Origin of the sequence: Roseibium sp. (assembly GCF_965276855.1) — a bacterium.
Classification (GTDB): domain Bacteria; phylum Pseudomonadota; class Alphaproteobacteria; order Rhizobiales; family Stappiaceae; genus Roseibium.
In genome coordinates, this window is record NZ_OZ255700.1 from 1,060,529 (window position 1) to 1,077,313 (window position 16,785).

Annotated in this window: 13 protein-coding genes and 2 tRNA genes; 7 read left to right on the forward strand and 8 right to left on the reverse strand. The window is 57.3% G+C overall.

Features of this window, described 5'->3' with window-relative positions; all coding sequences use genetic code 11:
- Positions 1-59: 59 nt before the first annotated feature.
- Complete coding sequence (locus ACQY4Z_RS04905) at positions 60-3,248, reverse strand: Eco57I restriction-modification methylase domain-containing protein (protein ID WP_428527194.1); 3,189 nt, start codon at positions 3,246-3,248, stop codon at positions 60-62.
- Between the two features lie 540 nt (positions 3,249-3,788).
- Positions 3,789-3,863 (reverse strand) — tRNA-Gln (locus tag ACQY4Z_RS04910).
- 337 nt (positions 3,864-4,200) lie between these two features.
- Here ACQY4Z_RS04910 and ACQY4Z_RS04915 point away from each other — a divergent pair.
- Positions 4,201-4,277: transfer RNA gene (locus tag ACQY4Z_RS04915), tRNA-Pro, on the forward strand.
- Positions 4,278-4,375: 98 nt separating this feature from the next.
- On the opposite strand, the gene ACQY4Z_RS04920 is transcribed toward ACQY4Z_RS04915, so the two are convergent.
- Together ACQY4Z_RS04920 and ACQY4Z_RS04925 are read right to left on the reverse strand one after the other, a co-directional pair.
- A complete protein-coding gene (locus tag ACQY4Z_RS04920) occupies positions 4,376-5,449 on the reverse strand; it encodes a CNNM domain-containing protein (RefSeq protein ID WP_428527197.1) in 1,074 nt (357 codons plus the stop codon).
- Between the two features lie 160 nt (positions 5,450-5,609).
- Positions 5,610-6,278: a TetR/AcrR family transcriptional regulator gene (locus ACQY4Z_RS04925; protein ID WP_428527199.1), complete on the reverse strand. Its 669-nt coding sequence runs from the start codon at positions 6,276-6,278 to the stop codon at positions 5,610-5,612.
- Positions 6,279-6,353: 75 nt separating this feature from the next.
- On the opposite strand from ACQY4Z_RS04925, the gene ACQY4Z_RS04930 reads away from it, so the two are divergent.
- The 5 genes from ACQY4Z_RS04930 to ACQY4Z_RS04950 all read left to right on the forward strand — a co-directional run bounded on the left by ACQY4Z_RS04930 (position 6,354) and on the right by ACQY4Z_RS04950 (position 11,627).
- Positions 6,354-7,700, forward strand: a complete 1,347-nt coding sequence (locus ACQY4Z_RS04930) for a flavin-containing monooxygenase (protein ID WP_428527201.1) — start codon at positions 6,354-6,356, stop codon at positions 7,698-7,700.
- On the forward strand, positions 7,697-8,599 hold the full coding sequence (locus ACQY4Z_RS04935) for a bile acid:sodium symporter family protein (RefSeq protein ID WP_428527203.1): 903 nt from the start codon (positions 7,697-7,699) through the stop codon (positions 8,597-8,599). The genes ACQY4Z_RS04930 and ACQY4Z_RS04935 overlap by 4 nt, the downstream gene beginning before the upstream one ends.
- Positions 8,596-9,525 (forward strand): SDR family oxidoreductase, encoded by a 930-nt coding sequence (locus tag ACQY4Z_RS04940; RefSeq protein WP_428527206.1) that lies wholly within the window; start codon positions 8,596-8,598, stop codon positions 9,523-9,525. Before ACQY4Z_RS04935 ends, ACQY4Z_RS04940 begins: the two co-directional genes overlap by 4 nt.
- Positions 9,522-10,322 carry an SDR family NAD(P)-dependent oxidoreductase gene (locus ACQY4Z_RS04945; RefSeq protein ID WP_428527208.1) on the forward strand — a complete coding sequence of 267 codons (801 nt, stop codon included), beginning with the start codon at positions 9,522-9,524 and terminating at the stop codon, positions 10,320-10,322. Before ACQY4Z_RS04940 ends, ACQY4Z_RS04945 begins: the two co-directional genes overlap by 4 nt.
- A gap of 108 nt (positions 10,323-10,430) precedes the next feature.
- Positions 10,431-11,627, forward strand: coding sequence for an OmpP1/FadL family transporter (locus ACQY4Z_RS04950; RefSeq protein WP_428527210.1), 1,197 nt, complete (start codon positions 10,431-10,433; stop codon positions 11,625-11,627).
- 152 nt (positions 11,628-11,779) lie between these two features.
- Here the strand turns inward: ACQY4Z_RS04950 and ACQY4Z_RS04955 are convergent, their stop codons facing one another.
- A complete protein-coding gene (locus ACQY4Z_RS04955) occupies positions 11,780-12,103 on the reverse strand; it encodes a helix-turn-helix domain-containing protein (protein WP_133952884.1) in 324 nt (107 codons plus the stop codon).
- Positions 12,104-12,226: 123 nt separating this feature from the next.
- On the opposite strand from ACQY4Z_RS04955, the gene ACQY4Z_RS04960 reads away from it, so the two are divergent.
- The gene (locus ACQY4Z_RS04960; protein WP_428527213.1) at positions 12,227-13,666 is read left to right on the forward strand and encodes a helix-turn-helix domain-containing protein; all 1,440 of its coding nucleotides are present in this window, start codon (positions 12,227-12,229) and stop codon (positions 13,664-13,666) included.
- A gap of 130 nt (positions 13,667-13,796) precedes the next feature.
- Here ACQY4Z_RS04960 and ACQY4Z_RS04965 read toward each other — a convergent pair whose 3' ends face one another.
- The 3 genes from ACQY4Z_RS04965 to ACQY4Z_RS04975 all read right to left on the reverse strand — a co-directional run bounded on the left by ACQY4Z_RS04965 (position 13,797) and on the right by ACQY4Z_RS04975 (position 16,751).
- A complete protein-coding gene (locus ACQY4Z_RS04965) occupies positions 13,797-14,000 on the reverse strand; it encodes a DUF2783 domain-containing protein (protein WP_428527215.1) in 204 nt (67 codons plus the stop codon).
- A complete protein-coding gene (locus ACQY4Z_RS04970) occupies positions 14,000-15,616 on the reverse strand; it encodes an FAD-dependent oxidoreductase (RefSeq protein ID WP_428527217.1) in 1,617 nt (538 codons plus the stop codon). Before ACQY4Z_RS04970 ends, ACQY4Z_RS04965 begins: the two co-directional genes overlap by 1 nt.
- A 175-nt stretch (positions 15,617-15,791) precedes the next feature.
- Complete coding sequence (locus tag ACQY4Z_RS04975; protein WP_428527219.1) at positions 15,792-16,751, reverse strand: MBL fold metallo-hydrolase; 960 nt, start codon at positions 16,749-16,751, stop codon at positions 15,792-15,794.
- Positions 16,752-16,785: the final 34 nt, after the last annotated feature.

Consider the following 16,785-nt stretch of genomic DNA (forward strand, 5'->3'; position numbering starts at 1 on the left):
TTTCGGTGGTAGCTCTTTCGGGCAAATGAAGGCCCGTCACCGTGCCGCAAAAACAGTTTCTAAACCACACTTTCCAGTAGCGCGATTTCGTCTCTGGTTAGATCGAACAAATCATAGACGATGCTGTCGATTTGAGCTTCGGCCTGCGCGATTTCGGCGGTCAAGCGGGCAATCTCGGCGCGGTCTCGGTTGATCCAGTCTTCCCAATCCGAGCGATCGGACAGCGGGATATCAGCCTTGAAGGCCTTTTTCACCTCGGCACGAAAGGCGGAAAAATCTGGCAGGGCCCACCACTCCTTGAGCTTTGTACTCAGCTTTGGTTCTCGCGTTGGCGGACAGAGGTCAGGAATGCGACGTATGAAGGCATTCTGAAGCTTTAGTCTTTGCTCAGTTAACGCATGACAGCGCTTTGACGAAGCTTCGAGGTCTCTGCTGCTCAAGATGGCGTTAAGAAGAGGCAACTGCTCTACGTACTGAGTTTGGAAACGTGCATAGCCACCCTGAGCTTTGGGCGTGAGCGCCTTGATTACAAACCAAGCGAGCTTTGAATTCAGGTATCCAACAACACTGGGTTTATCGCATGGCAGAAAGTAGCAGGTGTTTTCGCCGAATAAACCTGATGCGTCGAGGTGGCATCGGGCTTCAGAGGCAACATCACTCCACATTATTTTTGGCGCCTCAAAATATGGTACGTAGGCTTCTTGCGCCTGCTGAAGTTCAAACCATTCTTGATTGGTTGCCCGTTTTTCAAGTTTGTCTCTCATCGGTAATAGCCAATCGCGGATAGCGGTGTATTGCTCGATGTCGACGCGTTTCTTTGGGATATAGATTAGCCAATGACCATGGTGATCGGCATGCCAGCGTTGCAGGTTCTTGCCCTCTATCAATGGCTTTAGCAGTTCGGCTGATCTCGGATCTTGTAAACACATGCGTTCTTTGGTGGCGGTGTCAATTACGAAGGCGGGCTTCAGGCCTGTCTTCACCCCCATCAATGGTGGCCCATAAACCTCCCTCAGGGTCTTGCGACCGTTGATAAGCTTGTCACGAAGCGCACGGAGAGATGGATTTTCCAACTCCCATGATCCTACTCCAAGTCCGAATTGTAGATATGGGCCACCGGCAGCTTCCCAAGTTGCCTGGAAATTATTCTCTGGCAGCGATTCTACATTCCAAAAACGTATTTCGTGATCATTTGGGGGCGCACTGTTTTGCAAAATCAAGATTGCGGGGTAAGTCGTGACACCTTCGAAGATTTGGAGGTCCCCAAAATTTACGACGCTTTCTATTGTTGACTCACGCGTTAGGTAATCGCGCAGAGGTCTACCAGCACCGGTCTTGAAGAAGGTGTTCGAGGAAATGTAACCTAGGCGCCCGCCTGGTTTCAGTAACCGCAAGCCGCGCTCGTAGAAATAGCAGTAGAGGTCTGCACGGTCTGACACGACTTGGTAGCGGGTTTCCAGGTAAGGCTTCATTGCCTTCAGATGTTCCATCCGCACATATGGCGGGTTGCCCAGTACAACATCGAACCCCCCTTCAGCAAAAACGTCAGGGAAGGCGGTTTCCCAGGTGAATGCATGATCAAGATAGGCGAAGTTGCTATCTTCTATCAGGCTATCTCCGACGCGGATACTGCCCGAGAGGCTGTCCAATACCTTGCCGCGCCGCGCTGTCTTGATCCAAAGTGATAGTTTGGTGATCTCAACGCTTTCCTCGTTTACGTCCACACCGAAAAGATTGTCAGTCAAAATTTCGCTATCAGGTGCGTACTCTAGCAAGTCGCCAAAGTGTTCCTCCTTGGGTAGAAGGTCTCTGATCTTATCGTTCACGCGGGTCAGTTCGGCTTTCATGAAATCGAAAGCCATAATTAGAAACACACCAGAGCCGCAGGCGGGATCGATTATGCGTAGCGTTTTCAGACGATCACGATAGGCTTGCCAGGCTTCCAACTCGGCGGACTTTCTCCGCCATTTGATGTTTTCGTAGTCGGAGACGTCCACGCCCTTCTTGGCATGGTTACGCAACACACTTTCCAATATCTCTTTGAGATGCTTACCAAGGGTTTCGGCCACAATGAAGCGCGCGATGTAGTCGGGAGTATAGACCACACCGTCGCGCTTGCGCCGCCCGCTTGTACCGGTGGTCTTTTCGGGCTCTTCCTCTTCCCCGCGCGCTATCGCTTGCAGGCGCTCGACGTCCGCAATGGATTGTTCAAAAATGTGGCCCAGAACGGTGACGGAGACTTCAGAGGCAAAGTCGTACTCACCAAGCGCCTTAAAGCCTTCGCAGATTTCATCCGGCAGGCTTATTTCGTTGAACATGTCATCTTGGCGGAACAGCCCACCGTTGTAGCGGGGGATTTTCAGATCGCTGTTGCCCTCATCGATCGCACGGAACAAGCCTGTGAAGTTGTCCCAGACCGGGCGGGGATTGTAAGGATCACGATTAACAAAGGCATTTTCGAGGGTGTTGCCTGGCAGAAGCCCGGTGTCTTCGGCAAAGGCTATGAACAGTACCCGATCAAGGATCTTCTGCGCGAAGGCGATCGCAACGAGCGGGTCAATCGCCGTATCCGCTTTCTGGACTGCGCTCAGGAGTTTCAGGCGTAAATTCTTGTAGTCCTGATAAAGGCTATCCGTGATATCTTTGTCTTCTTTGCGGCTTTCCTTCAGCAAGTCAAGGGTGCGACCAGACAATAGGTTTTCCGCCGACAAGAGCAGCATGAAACGCGCGTATTCTTCCGGATCCGTCAGCTGGTCGAGACGGAACTCCTCGTAGGCCGAGGTCCCTTCGCCAAAACCATACAAGCGTAATTCGATCAGGTTCGAAACCAGAACCCACTTTACGCCGCGCGCGTTCATGGCGTATTCCCAAGCCTGTTGAACAGGGCTCTTGTTGCGGCCCGGCATAATCGCATCGAGGTCGTTGGTATCCGCGCCTTTCAACTCAAACGGAGCAACGATGTCAGGTGTCTTTCCTCCAAAGCGGCCAAGCGCCAAATCAACGCTGCCTCTTAAGATCGCTTGTTCTGTCGAAACAGTGTATTCTGCCCCAGCAGCTGGACCGTGATAACCGAGAACGTTTTCAACAATATTGGAAGCGAATTGCCCGTGCAGGGAAGTTTCCTTCAGGTTCTTGATACGACCCGAGCTAATCAACTTTGCCCAAGCCTCCAATGCAGCCAAGTGTTCTGCTGGGATCGGTCCTGATTTAATATGGCGCGAAAGAGTTTTCTTGTTAAATAGGTTCATTCTGAAAAAGTCTTTATTTCCCTTACAATACTGGCACTTATTACATCCCAAAGCAGCTGGAATGTCAGTACGTATTTTCTCAGGATTAGGAATATAGGACGAAAGTCCCCTTTCACCCTAGTTGTCTTTCAAGCCAGCTGTCGCTTCGAACGGCGAACATCCGTTTTTCTATGATGTGCAGCAGCTACTTGGTTTTGCCTTGGGCTTGAGCGGTCAGCTGCCTCGCATTGTACGAACGAGTGTTCCAAGCCGAAAGTCATCAAACAAATGTAAAAAATAAGCAGAAAGAAGTTGTGCGCCACACACTCAGCGAATAGCGGCGGCACCATCACCTTGCACCCGCCAACCTGATCGCATCGGCCGGGGTTTACAGGCGCGTTAAACGGCCTTCAAACGAAGCTCAAAATGGTGGCCAAATGAAGTTGCGCGATTGGCCAAACGAAATTGCGCGCTACAACAGCTACACATGGCATTGCTGCTGTGCTGACGAGATCTTCGGTCGCTCAGAACCAAACGTATTCGCTTTTTCCAGAGGAAGAGTGGCTGGGGTGGAAGGATTCGAACCTTCGCATGCCGGTACCAAAAACCGGTGCCTTACCGCTTGGCTACACCCCAATGCCGTGGGAAGGGTGTATACCCATCTCGCCGGACAAGCGCAAGCCTCCCAAGTGCGTTTCTTTTGATTGGTAAGGATAGTTTTCCCCAACTCGGTAAAACAGTGGTCAAACACCATGGATTTCTGCCTCGGCCCGCCCTCCCAGCACCTGCCTCAGCACCGGTGATTTTCTCAGAACCTCCGCGAACCAGCTGGAATTGTTCACAGTTTTAAAAAAGTGGGCCGGTCACAGGCAAAGTCCTTGCGAGGACGGAGAAGCTTTGCTAAATGACCGTCCACGCAGCGCGGGCTTGCCCCGCTGTTCCCGATGGATTTAAATGAAATCCAAATTCTAGTCGGAGTGTAGCGCAGCCTGGTAGCGCACCTCGTTCGGGACGAGGGGGTCGGAGGTTCGAATCCTCTCACTCCGACCATTTTTCTTTCCTGCAGTGCTTATTGGATCGCAGCCGCTTTTAAGTTAAGCGGACGGCGGAAATGCCGGATCCCACGGCCTCAGCCTCCCTCACCGCTTCTATTTGGCCTTCGACTGTTCACCGCGGTCTTCTGCATTCTTGATGCCGTCTGCAGATTGCTGGCCGCTGCGTTGCAGAGCAAGTTTTTGAAGGTCCTCGACTTCATCGTGTTCGTCCACGATTTCAGCGCCCAGAAGGGTTTCCAGGACATCCTCCATGGTGATCAAGCCGGCCGTGCCGCCATACTCGTCTTGAACCAGCGCGATGTGCGCGTCATTTCCCATCAGCTTTTCGAGCAGGGAATCGAGATCTTCGTTTTCGGAAATCCGAAGAATATCCCGGCGCAGCGTCGAGACACTGGCATCGTTGTGCCCGTTGACCGCTGTGAGAAGAAGATCCCGCGTCAGCAGGAAGCCGGACACGTCATCGATTGAGCCCCCTGTCACAAGCATACGGGAAAACGGATAGCTTTCCCGCGATTTGACCACCTCTCCGACGCTCATCGCTTCTGCGACATGCTCAATGACCGTTCGGGGCGTCATCACCTCCCGCGCAGAGATTTCCGGAAGCCGAAACAGGTTCGTGACCACGCGTGTCTCGTCTTCCTCCACGATCCCCAAACGGTTGCCGACGGTTGCCAAAGCCGAGATCTCCTCCCGGGATACCTCATGCTTGGGATCACCTTTGGTGAGAAACTTTGTAATCCCCTGGCTCATCCAGACCAGCGGCAATTGGGCAGCGATCAGCCACGGCAGCACCCGAACCGCAAAGGGGACCAGTGCCCGCCAATAGGTCGCGCCCAAGGTCTTTGGAATGATTTCCGACAGAACCAGGATGGCAAGCGTCAACACGGCTGAAAACACACCCACTCCGGCATCATCAAAAACAAGGGCGGCTTGAGCCCCGGCACCCGTTGCCCCGACGGTGTGCGCAATCGTGTTGAGAGACAAAATGGCGGCAAGCGGCCGTTCAATGTCCGACCGGAGTTTTCTCAGGCTTTCGGCGAGCTTGGGCCGATCCTCATTCGCAGATTCCACAAAGGACGGCGTGATCGACAACAAAACGGCCTCGAGTATCGAGCAGAGAAACGACACTCCGATGGCAAGCACCACGAATAGGATCAATAGGGTCAAATTCTTCTCCGTCGCATGCCCGGTTCACATGGAAACAAGTGTTAGAGTGCCCGCTGCATAAACACGGGTCCATGACTTTTCCGCTTCACGCGTTTCCTGGTTGCACAATTCTTTCGTTAGCTGCTTTTGCAGCAAGGAATGACCTCATCTGCCGGTATTCTCACGCTTTACACAGCCTCAGAAACCCGGCTTCGCTGTAGTCGAGCAAGGTTTCGGCAAGATCCGCTTGCTCCTGTTCGCGTGCCACAGCGCCGATGCGCCAGCTGCTGGCGGTGAGCGCCAGCATGCCGGACACGGTGAAGACGAAGGCCGCGCTGAGCGCTGTCCGGGAGGCGCCCGGCAGCAGGTCAGCGATCTCATCCACAAAGACGGCTGCGGTCGGATCAAAACACTCCGCAGCAATCTCCCGCCAGCGCTCATCCGCCGACACCAGCGCGATCAGCCGGCCATAGGCGGGCCACGGCGCGTCTTCTGACAAGGTCATCTCAAGAAACGGCTGAACGAAACTGGCCAGGATCTCGCGTAAGGTCAGCTTGTTGCGCCCGTCCCGTTCGGCCGCGGCCTTTTTGCCGTCCAGCGCCTTGAGGCGAAGTTCGGCGAGCGGCTTTGCCCGGCGGGCAACCACCATATGAAACAGCTCTTCCTTCGGACCGCCGTGATGATGCACCAGCGCCACTTGGGCACCCGCCTGCTTGGCAATGTCGCGAATCGACGTGCCGTCAAAACCGCGTTTGGAAAACAGATCTTCTGCCGCATCCAGGATCCGGGCCTTTGTTTCTAAAGACTTTTTACTGGGTGCCCGCTTCCGGGGCGCAGACACGTCTGTCATTTTTTACAGGAGCCTCTTGCTTATTTTGAACATTTGTTCAATATAACGATACCACTGTCGTGGTTGGGAGGAAACATGCCACAAGTAGCAGGTGCGGCGCCATGCGCCAGCACACAGGAAAGCTATGCCCTGATCGGCGCGGGCCCTATGGGCCTTGCCATGGCCAAGGTCTTGCGCGAACAGGGAATTCCCTTTCAAGGGTTTGAGCTGCATTCAGATGTCGGCGGCGTCTGGGACATGACCGGCCCGCGCTCGACCATGTATCAAAGCGCGCATCTGATTTCGTCCAAGACCATGACGGAATTTGCCGATTTTCCAATGCCGCCGGACACACCGGATTATCCCTCTCATCGCGACATGCGGCAGTATTTCCAGGCCTTTGCCCGCCACTTCGATCTTTATGGATCCTACCGTTTCCAAACCGAAGTTGTGAAAGCCGAGCCGCTCGGGCCGTCGGGCAAGGGCTGGCGTATTGCCTGGCGCGGTCCGGACGGCCGGCAAGAAGAAGCCGTCTTCAAGGGCCTTCTGATTGCGAACGGCACACTCTCGACCCCCAACATGCCCAAATTCAAGGGCAACTTTTCCGGCGAGCTCATCCACGCGGCGAAATACAAGTCCGCCACCCAGTTCGATGGCAAGCGGGTCCTGATCGTCGGTGCCGGGAACTCCGGCTGCGACATCGCCGTCGATGCCATCCATCATGCAAAAAGCACGGACCTCTCCATGCGCCGGGGCTATTACTTCGTGCCGAAATACGTCTTCGGCAAACCGGCCGACACGCTTGGGCGCACAACCAGCCTGCCGATGTGGCTCCGCCGCAAGATCGACGGCGTGGTGCTCAACTGGTTTGCCGGAAACCCGCAGCGCTACGGGTTCCCGAAGCCGGACTACAAGCTTTATGAAAGCCATCCGGTGGTCAATTCGCTGATCCTGTTCCACGCCGGACATGGCGACTTGAAAATCCGCCCCGATATCGACCGGTTGGACGGCAACACGGTGCATTTTGCCGACGGCAGCGCTGCGGATTACGACATGATCGTCACCGCGACCGGCTATGTGCTCGACTATCCGTTCATTTCAAAAGACTTGCTCAACTGGACCGGGGCCGCGCCGAGCCTTTATCTCAACTGCATGCACCCGCAGCGCGATGATCTCTTCGTGCTCGGCATGGTCGAGGCGACGGGCCTTGGGTGGCAAGGGCGGCATGAACAGGCCGAACTGGTTGCGCGTTACATCGCAGGGCTTCAGACCGGGAACCGGGAAGCGGACAACATCAAACGCTACAAGGCCAACGGCTTCCAGCGGGAAACCGGCGGGGTCAATTACCTGAAGCTCGCCCGGATGGCCTATTACGTCGACAAGAAAACTTACCGGACCTCTGTCACGCAGAGGATCGCGGCCCTGAAAGAGGCTGCCCGATGACCAACATCGACGCAGCTGTTCTGAACTTTTCCCCGGACAGCATGCTGATCCTGAATGGCGTGCTCGCGATCGTGATGTTTGCGGTCGCCCTCGACATCACGCCCAACGATTTCCGGGCGCTTTTGCGCACCCCAAAGCCGTTCGTAACCGGGATCCTGTCACAGTTCGTCGTTCTTCCCGCCCTCACCTTTTTGCTGGTACTGGCCGCCCGCCCCCAAGGGTCAGTCGCGCTGGGGCTGATCCTGGTGGCGGCTTGCCCGGGTGGCAACATCTCCAATTACATCACGCACAGGGCGGGCGGCAACGCGGCGCTCGCGGTGTCACTGACCGCCTTCACCACCATTGGGACGGTGCTCTTCACACCGCTCAACATCGCCTTCTGGGGCAGTCTGTACGGCCCAAGCCGCGCCTTCATGACCTCCGTTGCCATCGACCCCGTGCAGGTGGCCGCGACCGTCAGCCTAATGCTGGTTTTACCGCTCGCGCTCGGCATGCTGGTCAACCGCAATCTGCCGCAGCTCGCCTGGCATTTGCGCAAACCGTTGCAGATGCTGTCCATGACGATCTTCATGTCGTTCATCTGTATTGCGCTTTATGGAAACTGGGAATTCCTGGGCGCATTCGGGCCGGATATCGTCCCGCTGGTCATAGCCCACAATGGCATTGCCCTTCTTGGAGGGTACATGGTTGCCACCCTTGCTGGGCTATCCCCCTATGACCGGCGGGCGATATCCATCGAAACAGGCATCCAAAACTCCGGCCTCGGCCTGATCCTGATCTTCGGCTTTTTCCACGGGCTCGGCGGCATGGCGGTTGTTGCCGCCTTCTGGGGCATCTGGCATGCGGTCTCAGGGCTGGCGCTCGCCAAGTGGTTTTCCCGCACGGTGGCCGCAAGATGAGCCGGATCCTGATCACGGGCGCTGCGGGCATGATCGGTCAAAGGCTGGTCGAAATGCTCGTGCGCAGCGGACACGACGTGATTGCGACGGACATCGGGTCAAGGCCGTCGCTGCCGACTGGAACCCTCTGGCGTAAAATGGATGTGCGCGGCCGCGACCCGTTAGAGATCATCACAGAAGACAGACCCGATGCCGTCATTCACCTCGCATCGATTCTGGAACCGAAGGACCGGCAACTCGCCTATGAGGTAGATGTCATTGGCACACGCAATGTGGTCGATGCCTGCATTGCGGCGAAGGTCAGGCGGCTGGTCGTCACGTCCTCCGGCGCGGCCTATGGCTATCATGCGGACAATCCGGACTGGTTGACAGAAACGGATCCGCTGCGCGGCAATCCGGAATTTGCCTATTCCGACCACAAGCGTCAGGCCGAGCAGGTGCTGGCCGAGGCCCGCAGACAGGCGCCGTATCTGGAACAGGTGATTTTGAGGGTCTGCACGGTTCTTGGAGCCGGTGTAGAAAACCAAATTACCTCGCTGTTCCGCAAACCGCGGCTGATGGGTCTTTGCGGCAGTGACAGTCCGTTTGTTTTCATCTGGACCGAGGATCTTGCGCGCATCCTGGAACGGGCAGCAACCGTCGGTCCGCCGGGCATCTACAACGTGGCGGGCGATGGTACCCTCTCCATGAGCGATCTGGCTGCCCGCCTGAAAAAACCGCTGATCCGGATTCCCGCATCCCTGGTCAAATCCGCACTGGCAATAGCGCAGCCACTGGGCCTTTCCCGGTTTGGCGCGGAACAGGTCCGGTTTCTGCAATTCCGACCGGTTCTCGACAACACCGCGCTGAAAACCGAATTCGGCTACACGCCGCAGATGACCAGCGCCGAGGTGTTTGACTATTGGAGCCGGGAGGCCGGGTTATGAGGCCGACAGCGGTCATATCGGGAGGCGCCGGGGGACTGGGCCAAGCCTTTGGCACCGTTCTGCGCCAGCATGGCTGGTTCACGGTCATGCTCAACCTGCCCGGACCGGACCTGGACGCGTTGTCAGCGGTTCCAGACACGCTTGCACTGTCCTGTGACATCACCGATGCCGGTCAACTGGCTGACGCCGCCCGGCAGATCCGGTCCGAACGCCCGTCCATCGATCTGGTCGTTTACAACGCCGGGGTTACCCATATCGGCCCCTTCACCACACAGGCGCTTGAGGATCACCGCAGGGTTTTCGAGGTGAACTATTTCGGGGCCGTTGCCATGGCCAAGGAGTTCGGCCCGGATTTGCGCCGCTCTACCGGAACGCATTTGGCGATTTCATCTGTCGCCGGGTTTTGCCCGCTGGCGCTGCGCACAGCCTATGCCGGCAGCAAACATGCGCTGGAGGGCTTCTTCAAATCGCTGCGCTCTGAGGAAGCAGTGCATGGGGTTGCGTGCCTGATCGCCGCGCCAAGTTTCATTGCCACCAACACCGGTGCGCGCAGCGAACCCCAAGGTGGCCTCGCGCGCCCGGGTTCAGCCGCGGATCAGGTCGATGCGCTCGCGCCGGAGGACGCAGCGCGCATTCTTTACCGCGGACTTGTGCGGCGGAAAACCTTCATTCCGATCGGCCGTGTGGCGCGCCTGTCACACCTGATCAACCGTCTGTCGCCGCAGCTTTACCGCCACCTGATGGAACGCACGATCCTGCCGCCTGCGGCAAAAGCTGAGGGAGGCGCGCCACACTGAACGGTTTGTGACCGCAGCAAAACCACCGCCGCAGATGCGCGGCGCACAAGGCAGCGCCCGCAAACAACAGCCAAACCGGGCGTGTGCATCACTCGTGGAGGGGAAATAATGGGCACTCTCAAAGTATGGACCGCCAATCTCATGATTGGCGGAACGGTTTTCTGTTGTCTTTCGCCAGCATATGCCGGCGGCTGGGACACGCTTGGCGTCGGCTCGAACGAGCTGTTGTTTGACAACAGCCGGTTTGCATTCGAGGCCACCACCAAGGCGGTCGACCGCAACGTCGACTATGAAGTGACCAACGCAGAAGTAGCAGGCCGCCCGGTGGTGGGGGGACCGGTCAAAAGCCGGGCGACACCCAACATCTGGAACTACCAGTTTGCCGCAAAATTCCGGCTGACCGATCAACTTGACTGCATGGCGCGGACCAATGACCCGTACCAGATTGAGGAAGACCTTAATCAGGAATGGCAGGGCCGGTTCTCGCTGACCAGGACCTCGGCCTCCGGCAAGGCATTTAATGGAACCTGTGCCTATAAGTTTCAGGTCGGCGACGGTCATTATGTTCGGGCGATTGCCGGAGCGAACCTGCTATATCTGCGATACCGGACCGACAATCTGTCCTATGGCGCTTTTATCCCCCCGTCCACCTATGTCGATTTTCCGACCCGGCTGGATGTCCGCTCGGACGATCCCGGCGTCGGCTGGCGGGTCGGAGCCTCTTACGAGATCCCGCAATATGCTGTCCGGGCGAGCCTGATCTACGATTCCGCCATTGATGTGGACCTGGCCGGGGGAACAGAGGTCACAGGAGTGACCAGCTTCGACAGCTTTGCCTCCGTGACCATGCCGCAGTCGCTGGAGTTCAATTTGCAAACAGGGATCGCGCCGGACTGGCTGGCAACCTTCGGTGTGAAGTGGGTGGACTGGTCCAAACTGCAGGATCTAACGGTTCAGAACCCGGCGGGCAGCACGGTGGTCAACCGTTTCCTTGGCTATGACGACGGCTGGACGATACGTGCCGGGCTTGCTCACAAGGTCAATGACTGGCTGAAAGTGGGCTCAACGGTCCAATGGGACCGGGGCATCGGCCAATCCTATTCCGACACCTATTCCTTTGGGATCGGAACGGCCATTCAGCTCGACAAACATGCCGAACTTACCATCGGTACGGCTGCGACCTACAAGACCTCCGGCACCGGCGATCTCACAAACCTCGCGTCCACTTCCGGCGCGACCACGCAGTACAAGTATGGGGATTCCTGGAACTACACGCTCCAGACAAAGCTCAAATTCTCGTTCTAGACGCGCGCATTCACCTCGACGGTCATCCCCGCTTTATGCGGGGATCTGCACTCATGGCAACTGGCCGCAGCCGTCGCTTTTCTTTCCGAAGTGCTCTGGGAACGAGAGAATCCCAGATCTTCGCTATGCATCGTCCGGGATAGCGCCTCTTATTAAGCGCAGAGGCCCATTTCGGCGGCTTGCTGCGGGCGGTGCAGCGCCGCGTTGGCGGCGACCATGGCCACGGCATGGACCCGGTTCTTGGCGCCCAGACGCTTGATGGCAAAGCGGATATGCGCCTTGACCGTCGCGGTGGTGACACCCAGCTCATAAGCGATCTGCTTATTCACCTTGCCCTCGCAGAGCTTCATCATGATTTCCAGCTGGCGCGGCGTGACGCCGTCCAGGATGTTTTCTGTCGGCTCGAGAGTGCTCGGGAGCGGCCGTGCGCGCCGCAACAGGTCCCGGGTCGAATGGAGCGCAAAATGGGCTGTCATGTCTGGGTCCACTTCTTCTCTGGCTAAGAGGTTGTACGCAGTTTTGTGCAGGACAAGCGAATTGTAAAATGTTAACTTGAGTATTGCTAATAGCTAATTATTTGCAATTTGAGGAAGCGTGTTTTGCAGAAGAACCTCTACTCCGGCCACACCCTGCGCCAGGTCCGTGCGGACACGGGCCTGTCGCAAGTGGAGTTCGCAAAAAAGCTCGGGCTTTCAACGCCCTACATCAACCAGATCGAAAACAACAACCGGCCAGTCACGGCCTCTATGCTTCTGGCCATCTACCGGGTGTTTGGCACCGACCTTGCTGCGTTTGAGGAAAACGACCTCGACCGGATGACGCAGGACCTGGAAGAAATTTTTGCAGACACCCGGTTTCATGGCACGCGCATCAGCAAACAGGACCTGCATGAATTGGCAACCCGGGCCCCGGAAGCCGCCCGCGCGATCATGGACATGTACGGCACCATGCGCGCCTATCATGAAAAAGATGCTGGCGAGGATGATCTTCTCCAGATGAATGCATCGGACGATGGAACCAGCAGCATCAGCAAATCGGCCTACGAGGAGGTCCGAGACTACTTCCACTATCAGGACAATTATGTCGATGCGATCGACCGGGCTGCAGAACAGCTCGCAATCAAGATCAATCTTCTTGCGGACACGCCGAAGCTCACCGCCCTCACCGACTGGCTCTATGACACCTACAGCATCACCGTGGAACAGCATGGTGCCGAGGACGCAGCGCTCATCCGGCACAATGAGTTCGAGCGCCGAATTTCCATCCACCGGTCCGTACCGGACAGCTCAAAATCCTTCCTGCTTGGCTCCGTCATTGCGGAGCTCTATGCCAAGGACATCCTAACGTCAGAAGTGGCGGATGCCCGTTTCCGCACCCAATCGGCGGAAAGCATCGCCCGGCTGGCTCTCCGAAATTTTTTCGCCGGATCGCTGCTCTTACCCTACGAGGCCTTCCTTGAGGCCGCCGCTGCAAGCCGTCATGACATTCAGCGGCTGTCACACCAGATGGACGCCAGCATCGAGCAGATTTGCCACCGGCTTTCAACCCTGCAGCGGGCCGGCTCCAAGGGCATTCCGTTTTACTTCGTCAAGATCGACCGGGCCGGCAATGTCGTCAAACGCCACAGCGCCACCCGGTTTCAATTTGCCCGTTTTGGCGGCTCCTGCCCGCGCTGGAATGTGCATCAGGCGTTTGAGCAAACGACCGACAAATTCATCTCGCAGATCGCCCAGATGCCGGATGGCGTGAAATACCTGTGTGTCGCCACCAGCGTCACGAAACTTACCACGGACTATAAGACCCAGGCCCGGCGCTACGCGCTCGGTTTCGGCTGCGAAGCTCAATATGCCGATGCAATTGTTTATGCGGACGGGTTGGCGCTTGACGATCGCGCGGAGCCGGAGCCTCTCGGCGTCAACTGCCGGATTTGCCCGCGCGACAACTGCGATCAACGCGCCTTCCCGGCGATCAACACGACCCCGTTCATCGACAGCCGCGAACGCGGCATTGTTCCCTACCGCGCGAAGGCGGCGCGGTAAAACTTCTTTTTGAAATGAGTATCGCGGAACCATACTCGCGGTGCCGTCCCGGACCTGATCCGGGACCACGGTGGCAATGGCCCCGGCTCCGGGCCGGGGCGGTAGTAAGGCCAGGCCATCACAAATCCGGCTATTCTGGATGTTTGGTTCTGGCAGCGGCCTTCAGAAGGGTTTTCAGCTCGTCCGGATCGCCGATGCGGTTGGCCATCAAGAGAATAAGCCGGGCATTGAAGGCATCGCTTTCGGCCTTTGAGAGCCCCTCGTGGGCCTCCAAAAGGTCTGCGTAAAAGTCGTCCGGGTGGCGCAGTTGTGCCTTGGTGATATGCGCTGTCATCAGGCCGACTCCCCTTTTCCGATCGCCCGGTTCAAGGCTGTTTCAATCTGTGCCCAATCCAGCGTTGTCCAGCGCGCAGCCACATGCTGATCCGGCCGCATCAGATAAATCGCGGTGCCGGCATCGCCCAGATACCGGGACCGAAGCTCTGCACCGATGTCGCCGTCCGCAACAAAAATCCCCTCAACGGAAAGTCCGGCAATGTCGGAGTTCTGCGGGATCTCGAGGCCCAACGCGAACAACTTGAACCCATCGCCCAGCCGGTCCGACAGCCACTCCTCGCCAACCGGCGCGTCCGCCGCTGGACTGCCGGGCCGTGTGCGGGCCGGCAAGCCGTCGACATCGTGGCTGTTCAATGGTGACGTTTCATAGACGCACGGCACTGACAGGCGTCCGGAATTCACCAGAGGGCGGGCGAATTCATAACTTTCGGACAGATCCAGAACCGCATCGCGGAAGATCCGGCTCATTTCCGATTTCGGCGTGATGAAGTCGGTTGAACGGGAGCTTTGCAAGATGTTTTCATCCGCAGCCCATTCGCGTTCCAGCCCATAGCTGTCCAGAAGGCTTTCGGGCGCCTTGCCTTCCAGAACAAGTTTCAGTTTCCAGCCGAGATTGTCGGTATCTTGAAAGCCGGAGTTTGCGCCGCGCGCCCCGAACGGTGATACTTGGTGCGCGGCATCGCCGGCAAAGATCACCCGGCCATGGCGGAATTTTTCCATGCGGCGGCACTGGAAGGTGTAGATCGACACCCATTCCAGATCGAACTCCACGTCTTCGCCGAGCATCTGCTTGAGACGCGGGATGACGTTTTCCGGCTTCTTTTCTTCTTCCTTGTCGATGTCCCAGCCGAGCTGCAGGTCGATCCGCCAAACGCCGTCCGGCTGTTTGTGCAAGAGCGCGGACTGGTCCTTGTTGAACGGCGGGTCGAACCAGAACCAGCGCTCGGTCGGGAAGTCCGCCTTCATGATCACGTCGGCAATCAGGAAGTTGTCCTCAAACACCCGGCCGACAAAGTCCAGATCCAGCATCCGGCGCGACGGGGAACCCGCGCCATCACAGGCGATCAGCCAATCCGCCTCGATCCGGTAGGCACCATCCTGGGTGTCGATGATCAGCGAGGCGTGATCGTCCATCTGATCGATGGAGGCGACCTTGTTGCCGCCGCGAATGTCGACCGGCTTGCCTTCCTGCTGAAGGGCGCGCAGACGCTCCACCAGATAAAGTTCGCAGTAGTATTGCTGAAGATTGATGAAGGCCGGGCGTTTGTGCCCTTCCTCTGGCAAGAGGTCGAAATTGTAGACCTGACGGTCACCAAAAAAGACCCGGCCATGGCTCCAGACCACGCCCTTGTCGACCATCTGATCGCCGCAACCGTAGCGGTCAAGGATCTCAAGAGATCGTTTCGAAAAACAAATCGCGCGAGAGCCGACGCTGACCTTGTCATTGTCGTCGAGGATGACAACCGGAATGTCCTGCTGGGCCAGATCAATGGCCATCGCAAGGCCGACCGGGCCTGCGCCAATGATCACCACCGGATGGCGCACTGGCGCAGACGTTTCCTGATCGGGGGACCACTTATAGGGATAAAGCGGCACTTCGAACAATTTGGTCACAGGTTCTCCTCCCTGCTGCGATTTCTAATTTTCGTGGCCCTCTAGAGCCATGTCTGGCCAAGGAATGGTTACAGAAACTCAGTTCTCGAAAAGGCCTCCCCGGCCCTGAGCCGGGGTCTTGATGCGTCTGGTCCCGGCTCAAGGCCGGGACAGCAGAAATGTTTGGCTGGGTTAATTATCCCTGCAGGTCCGCCCACATCTTTGCGTCGCGTTCTGCGGTCCAGATGCGCGGCGTGTCGATGCCCAGCGCCTCGTCGTAAGCGCGCGCCACGTTGAACGGCAGGCAGTGTTCGTAGATCGCATAGTCCTTGAACTTCGGATCGCATTCGGCGCGGCAGGCGTCCCAAGCCTCTTTCAAGGTTCCACCGCCCTGCGCAATCCGGGCGACCGGCTTGTAGGTGGAGGTTACAAAGTCGGCGGTGTTCGTCAGTGCTTTGCCGACCATTTCCTTGCCGACCAATGCATCGCCGCGGCCCGGTGCAATCGCTTCAACGTCATAGGCGCGGATCGCTTCCAGTGTTTTCGGCCAGTCGTTGAAATGACCGTCGCCGCAATAACACGCCGAGTGATACTCAACGATATCGCCGGTGAACATGACGTTTTCGTCCGGCACATGAATGACGATGTCACCAGCCGTATGCGCCCGGCCCAGGAAGCTGAGATCCACCCGGCGTTTGCCCAGATAAACGGTCATGCGGTCGTTGAATGTGGTCGTCGGCCAGGTGAGCGGCGGAATGTCGGCGACATTTTCATAGCCCATGAACAGGCGCGGGAAGCGCATGAATTCCGATTCCCGGTCTTCCGCACCACGCTCCACAACCATGGACCGCGCCTTCTGGCTCATGATGATGTTCGGTGCCTGATAGGCCGCAGCTCCCAGAACCCGGACGGCATGATAGTGGGTCAAGACCAGATGACTGATCGGCTTGTCGGTGACGGAGCGGACCTTTTCGATGACCTTGCCCGCCAGCGCCGGTGTCGCCTGCGCCTCGATGATCATGACGCTGTCATCGCCAATGATCACGCCGGTGTTCGGGTCACCCTCGGCGGTAAACGCCCAAAGATCCTTGCCGATCTCTTCAAACGTGATTTTCTTTTCTTCCATGTCGCCGACAGAGGCGAATTGCTTGCTCATGCTGTTTACCCGTCGCTGCGGTTTGTTTGTCCGT

Coding starts and splice junctions, on each gene's coding strand:
- ACQY4Z_RS04905 (WP_428527194.1), bottom strand. CDS start 3,248: ATGAACCTATTTAACAAGAAAACTCTTTCGCGCCATATTAAATCAGGA.
- ACQY4Z_RS04975 (WP_428527219.1), bottom strand. CDS start 16,751: ATGAGCAAGCAATTCGCCTCTGTCGGCGACATGGAAGAAAAGAAAATC.
- ACQY4Z_RS04935 (WP_428527203.1), top strand. CDS start 7,697: ATGACCAACATCGACGCAGCTGTTCTGAACTTTTCCCCGGACAGCATG.
- ACQY4Z_RS04925 (WP_428527199.1), bottom strand. CDS start 6,278: ATGACAGACGTGTCTGCGCCCCGGAAGCGGGCACCCAGTAAAAAGTCT.
- ACQY4Z_RS04930 (WP_428527201.1), top strand. CDS start 6,354: ATGCCACAAGTAGCAGGTGCGGCGCCATGCGCCAGCACACAGGAAAGC.
- ACQY4Z_RS04950 (WP_428527210.1), top strand. CDS start 10,431: ATGGGCACTCTCAAAGTATGGACCGCCAATCTCATGATTGGCGGAACG.
- ACQY4Z_RS04955 (WP_133952884.1), bottom strand. CDS start 12,103: ATGACAGCCCATTTTGCGCTCCATTCGACCCGGGACCTGTTGCGGCGC.
- ACQY4Z_RS04945 (WP_428527208.1), top strand. CDS start 9,522: ATGAGGCCGACAGCGGTCATATCGGGAGGCGCCGGGGGACTGGGCCAA.
- ACQY4Z_RS04940 (WP_428527206.1), top strand. CDS start 8,596: ATGAGCCGGATCCTGATCACGGGCGCTGCGGGCATGATCGGTCAAAGG.
- ACQY4Z_RS04965 (WP_428527215.1), bottom strand. CDS start 14,000: ATGACAGCGCATATCACCAAGGCACAACTGCGCCACCCGGACGACTTT.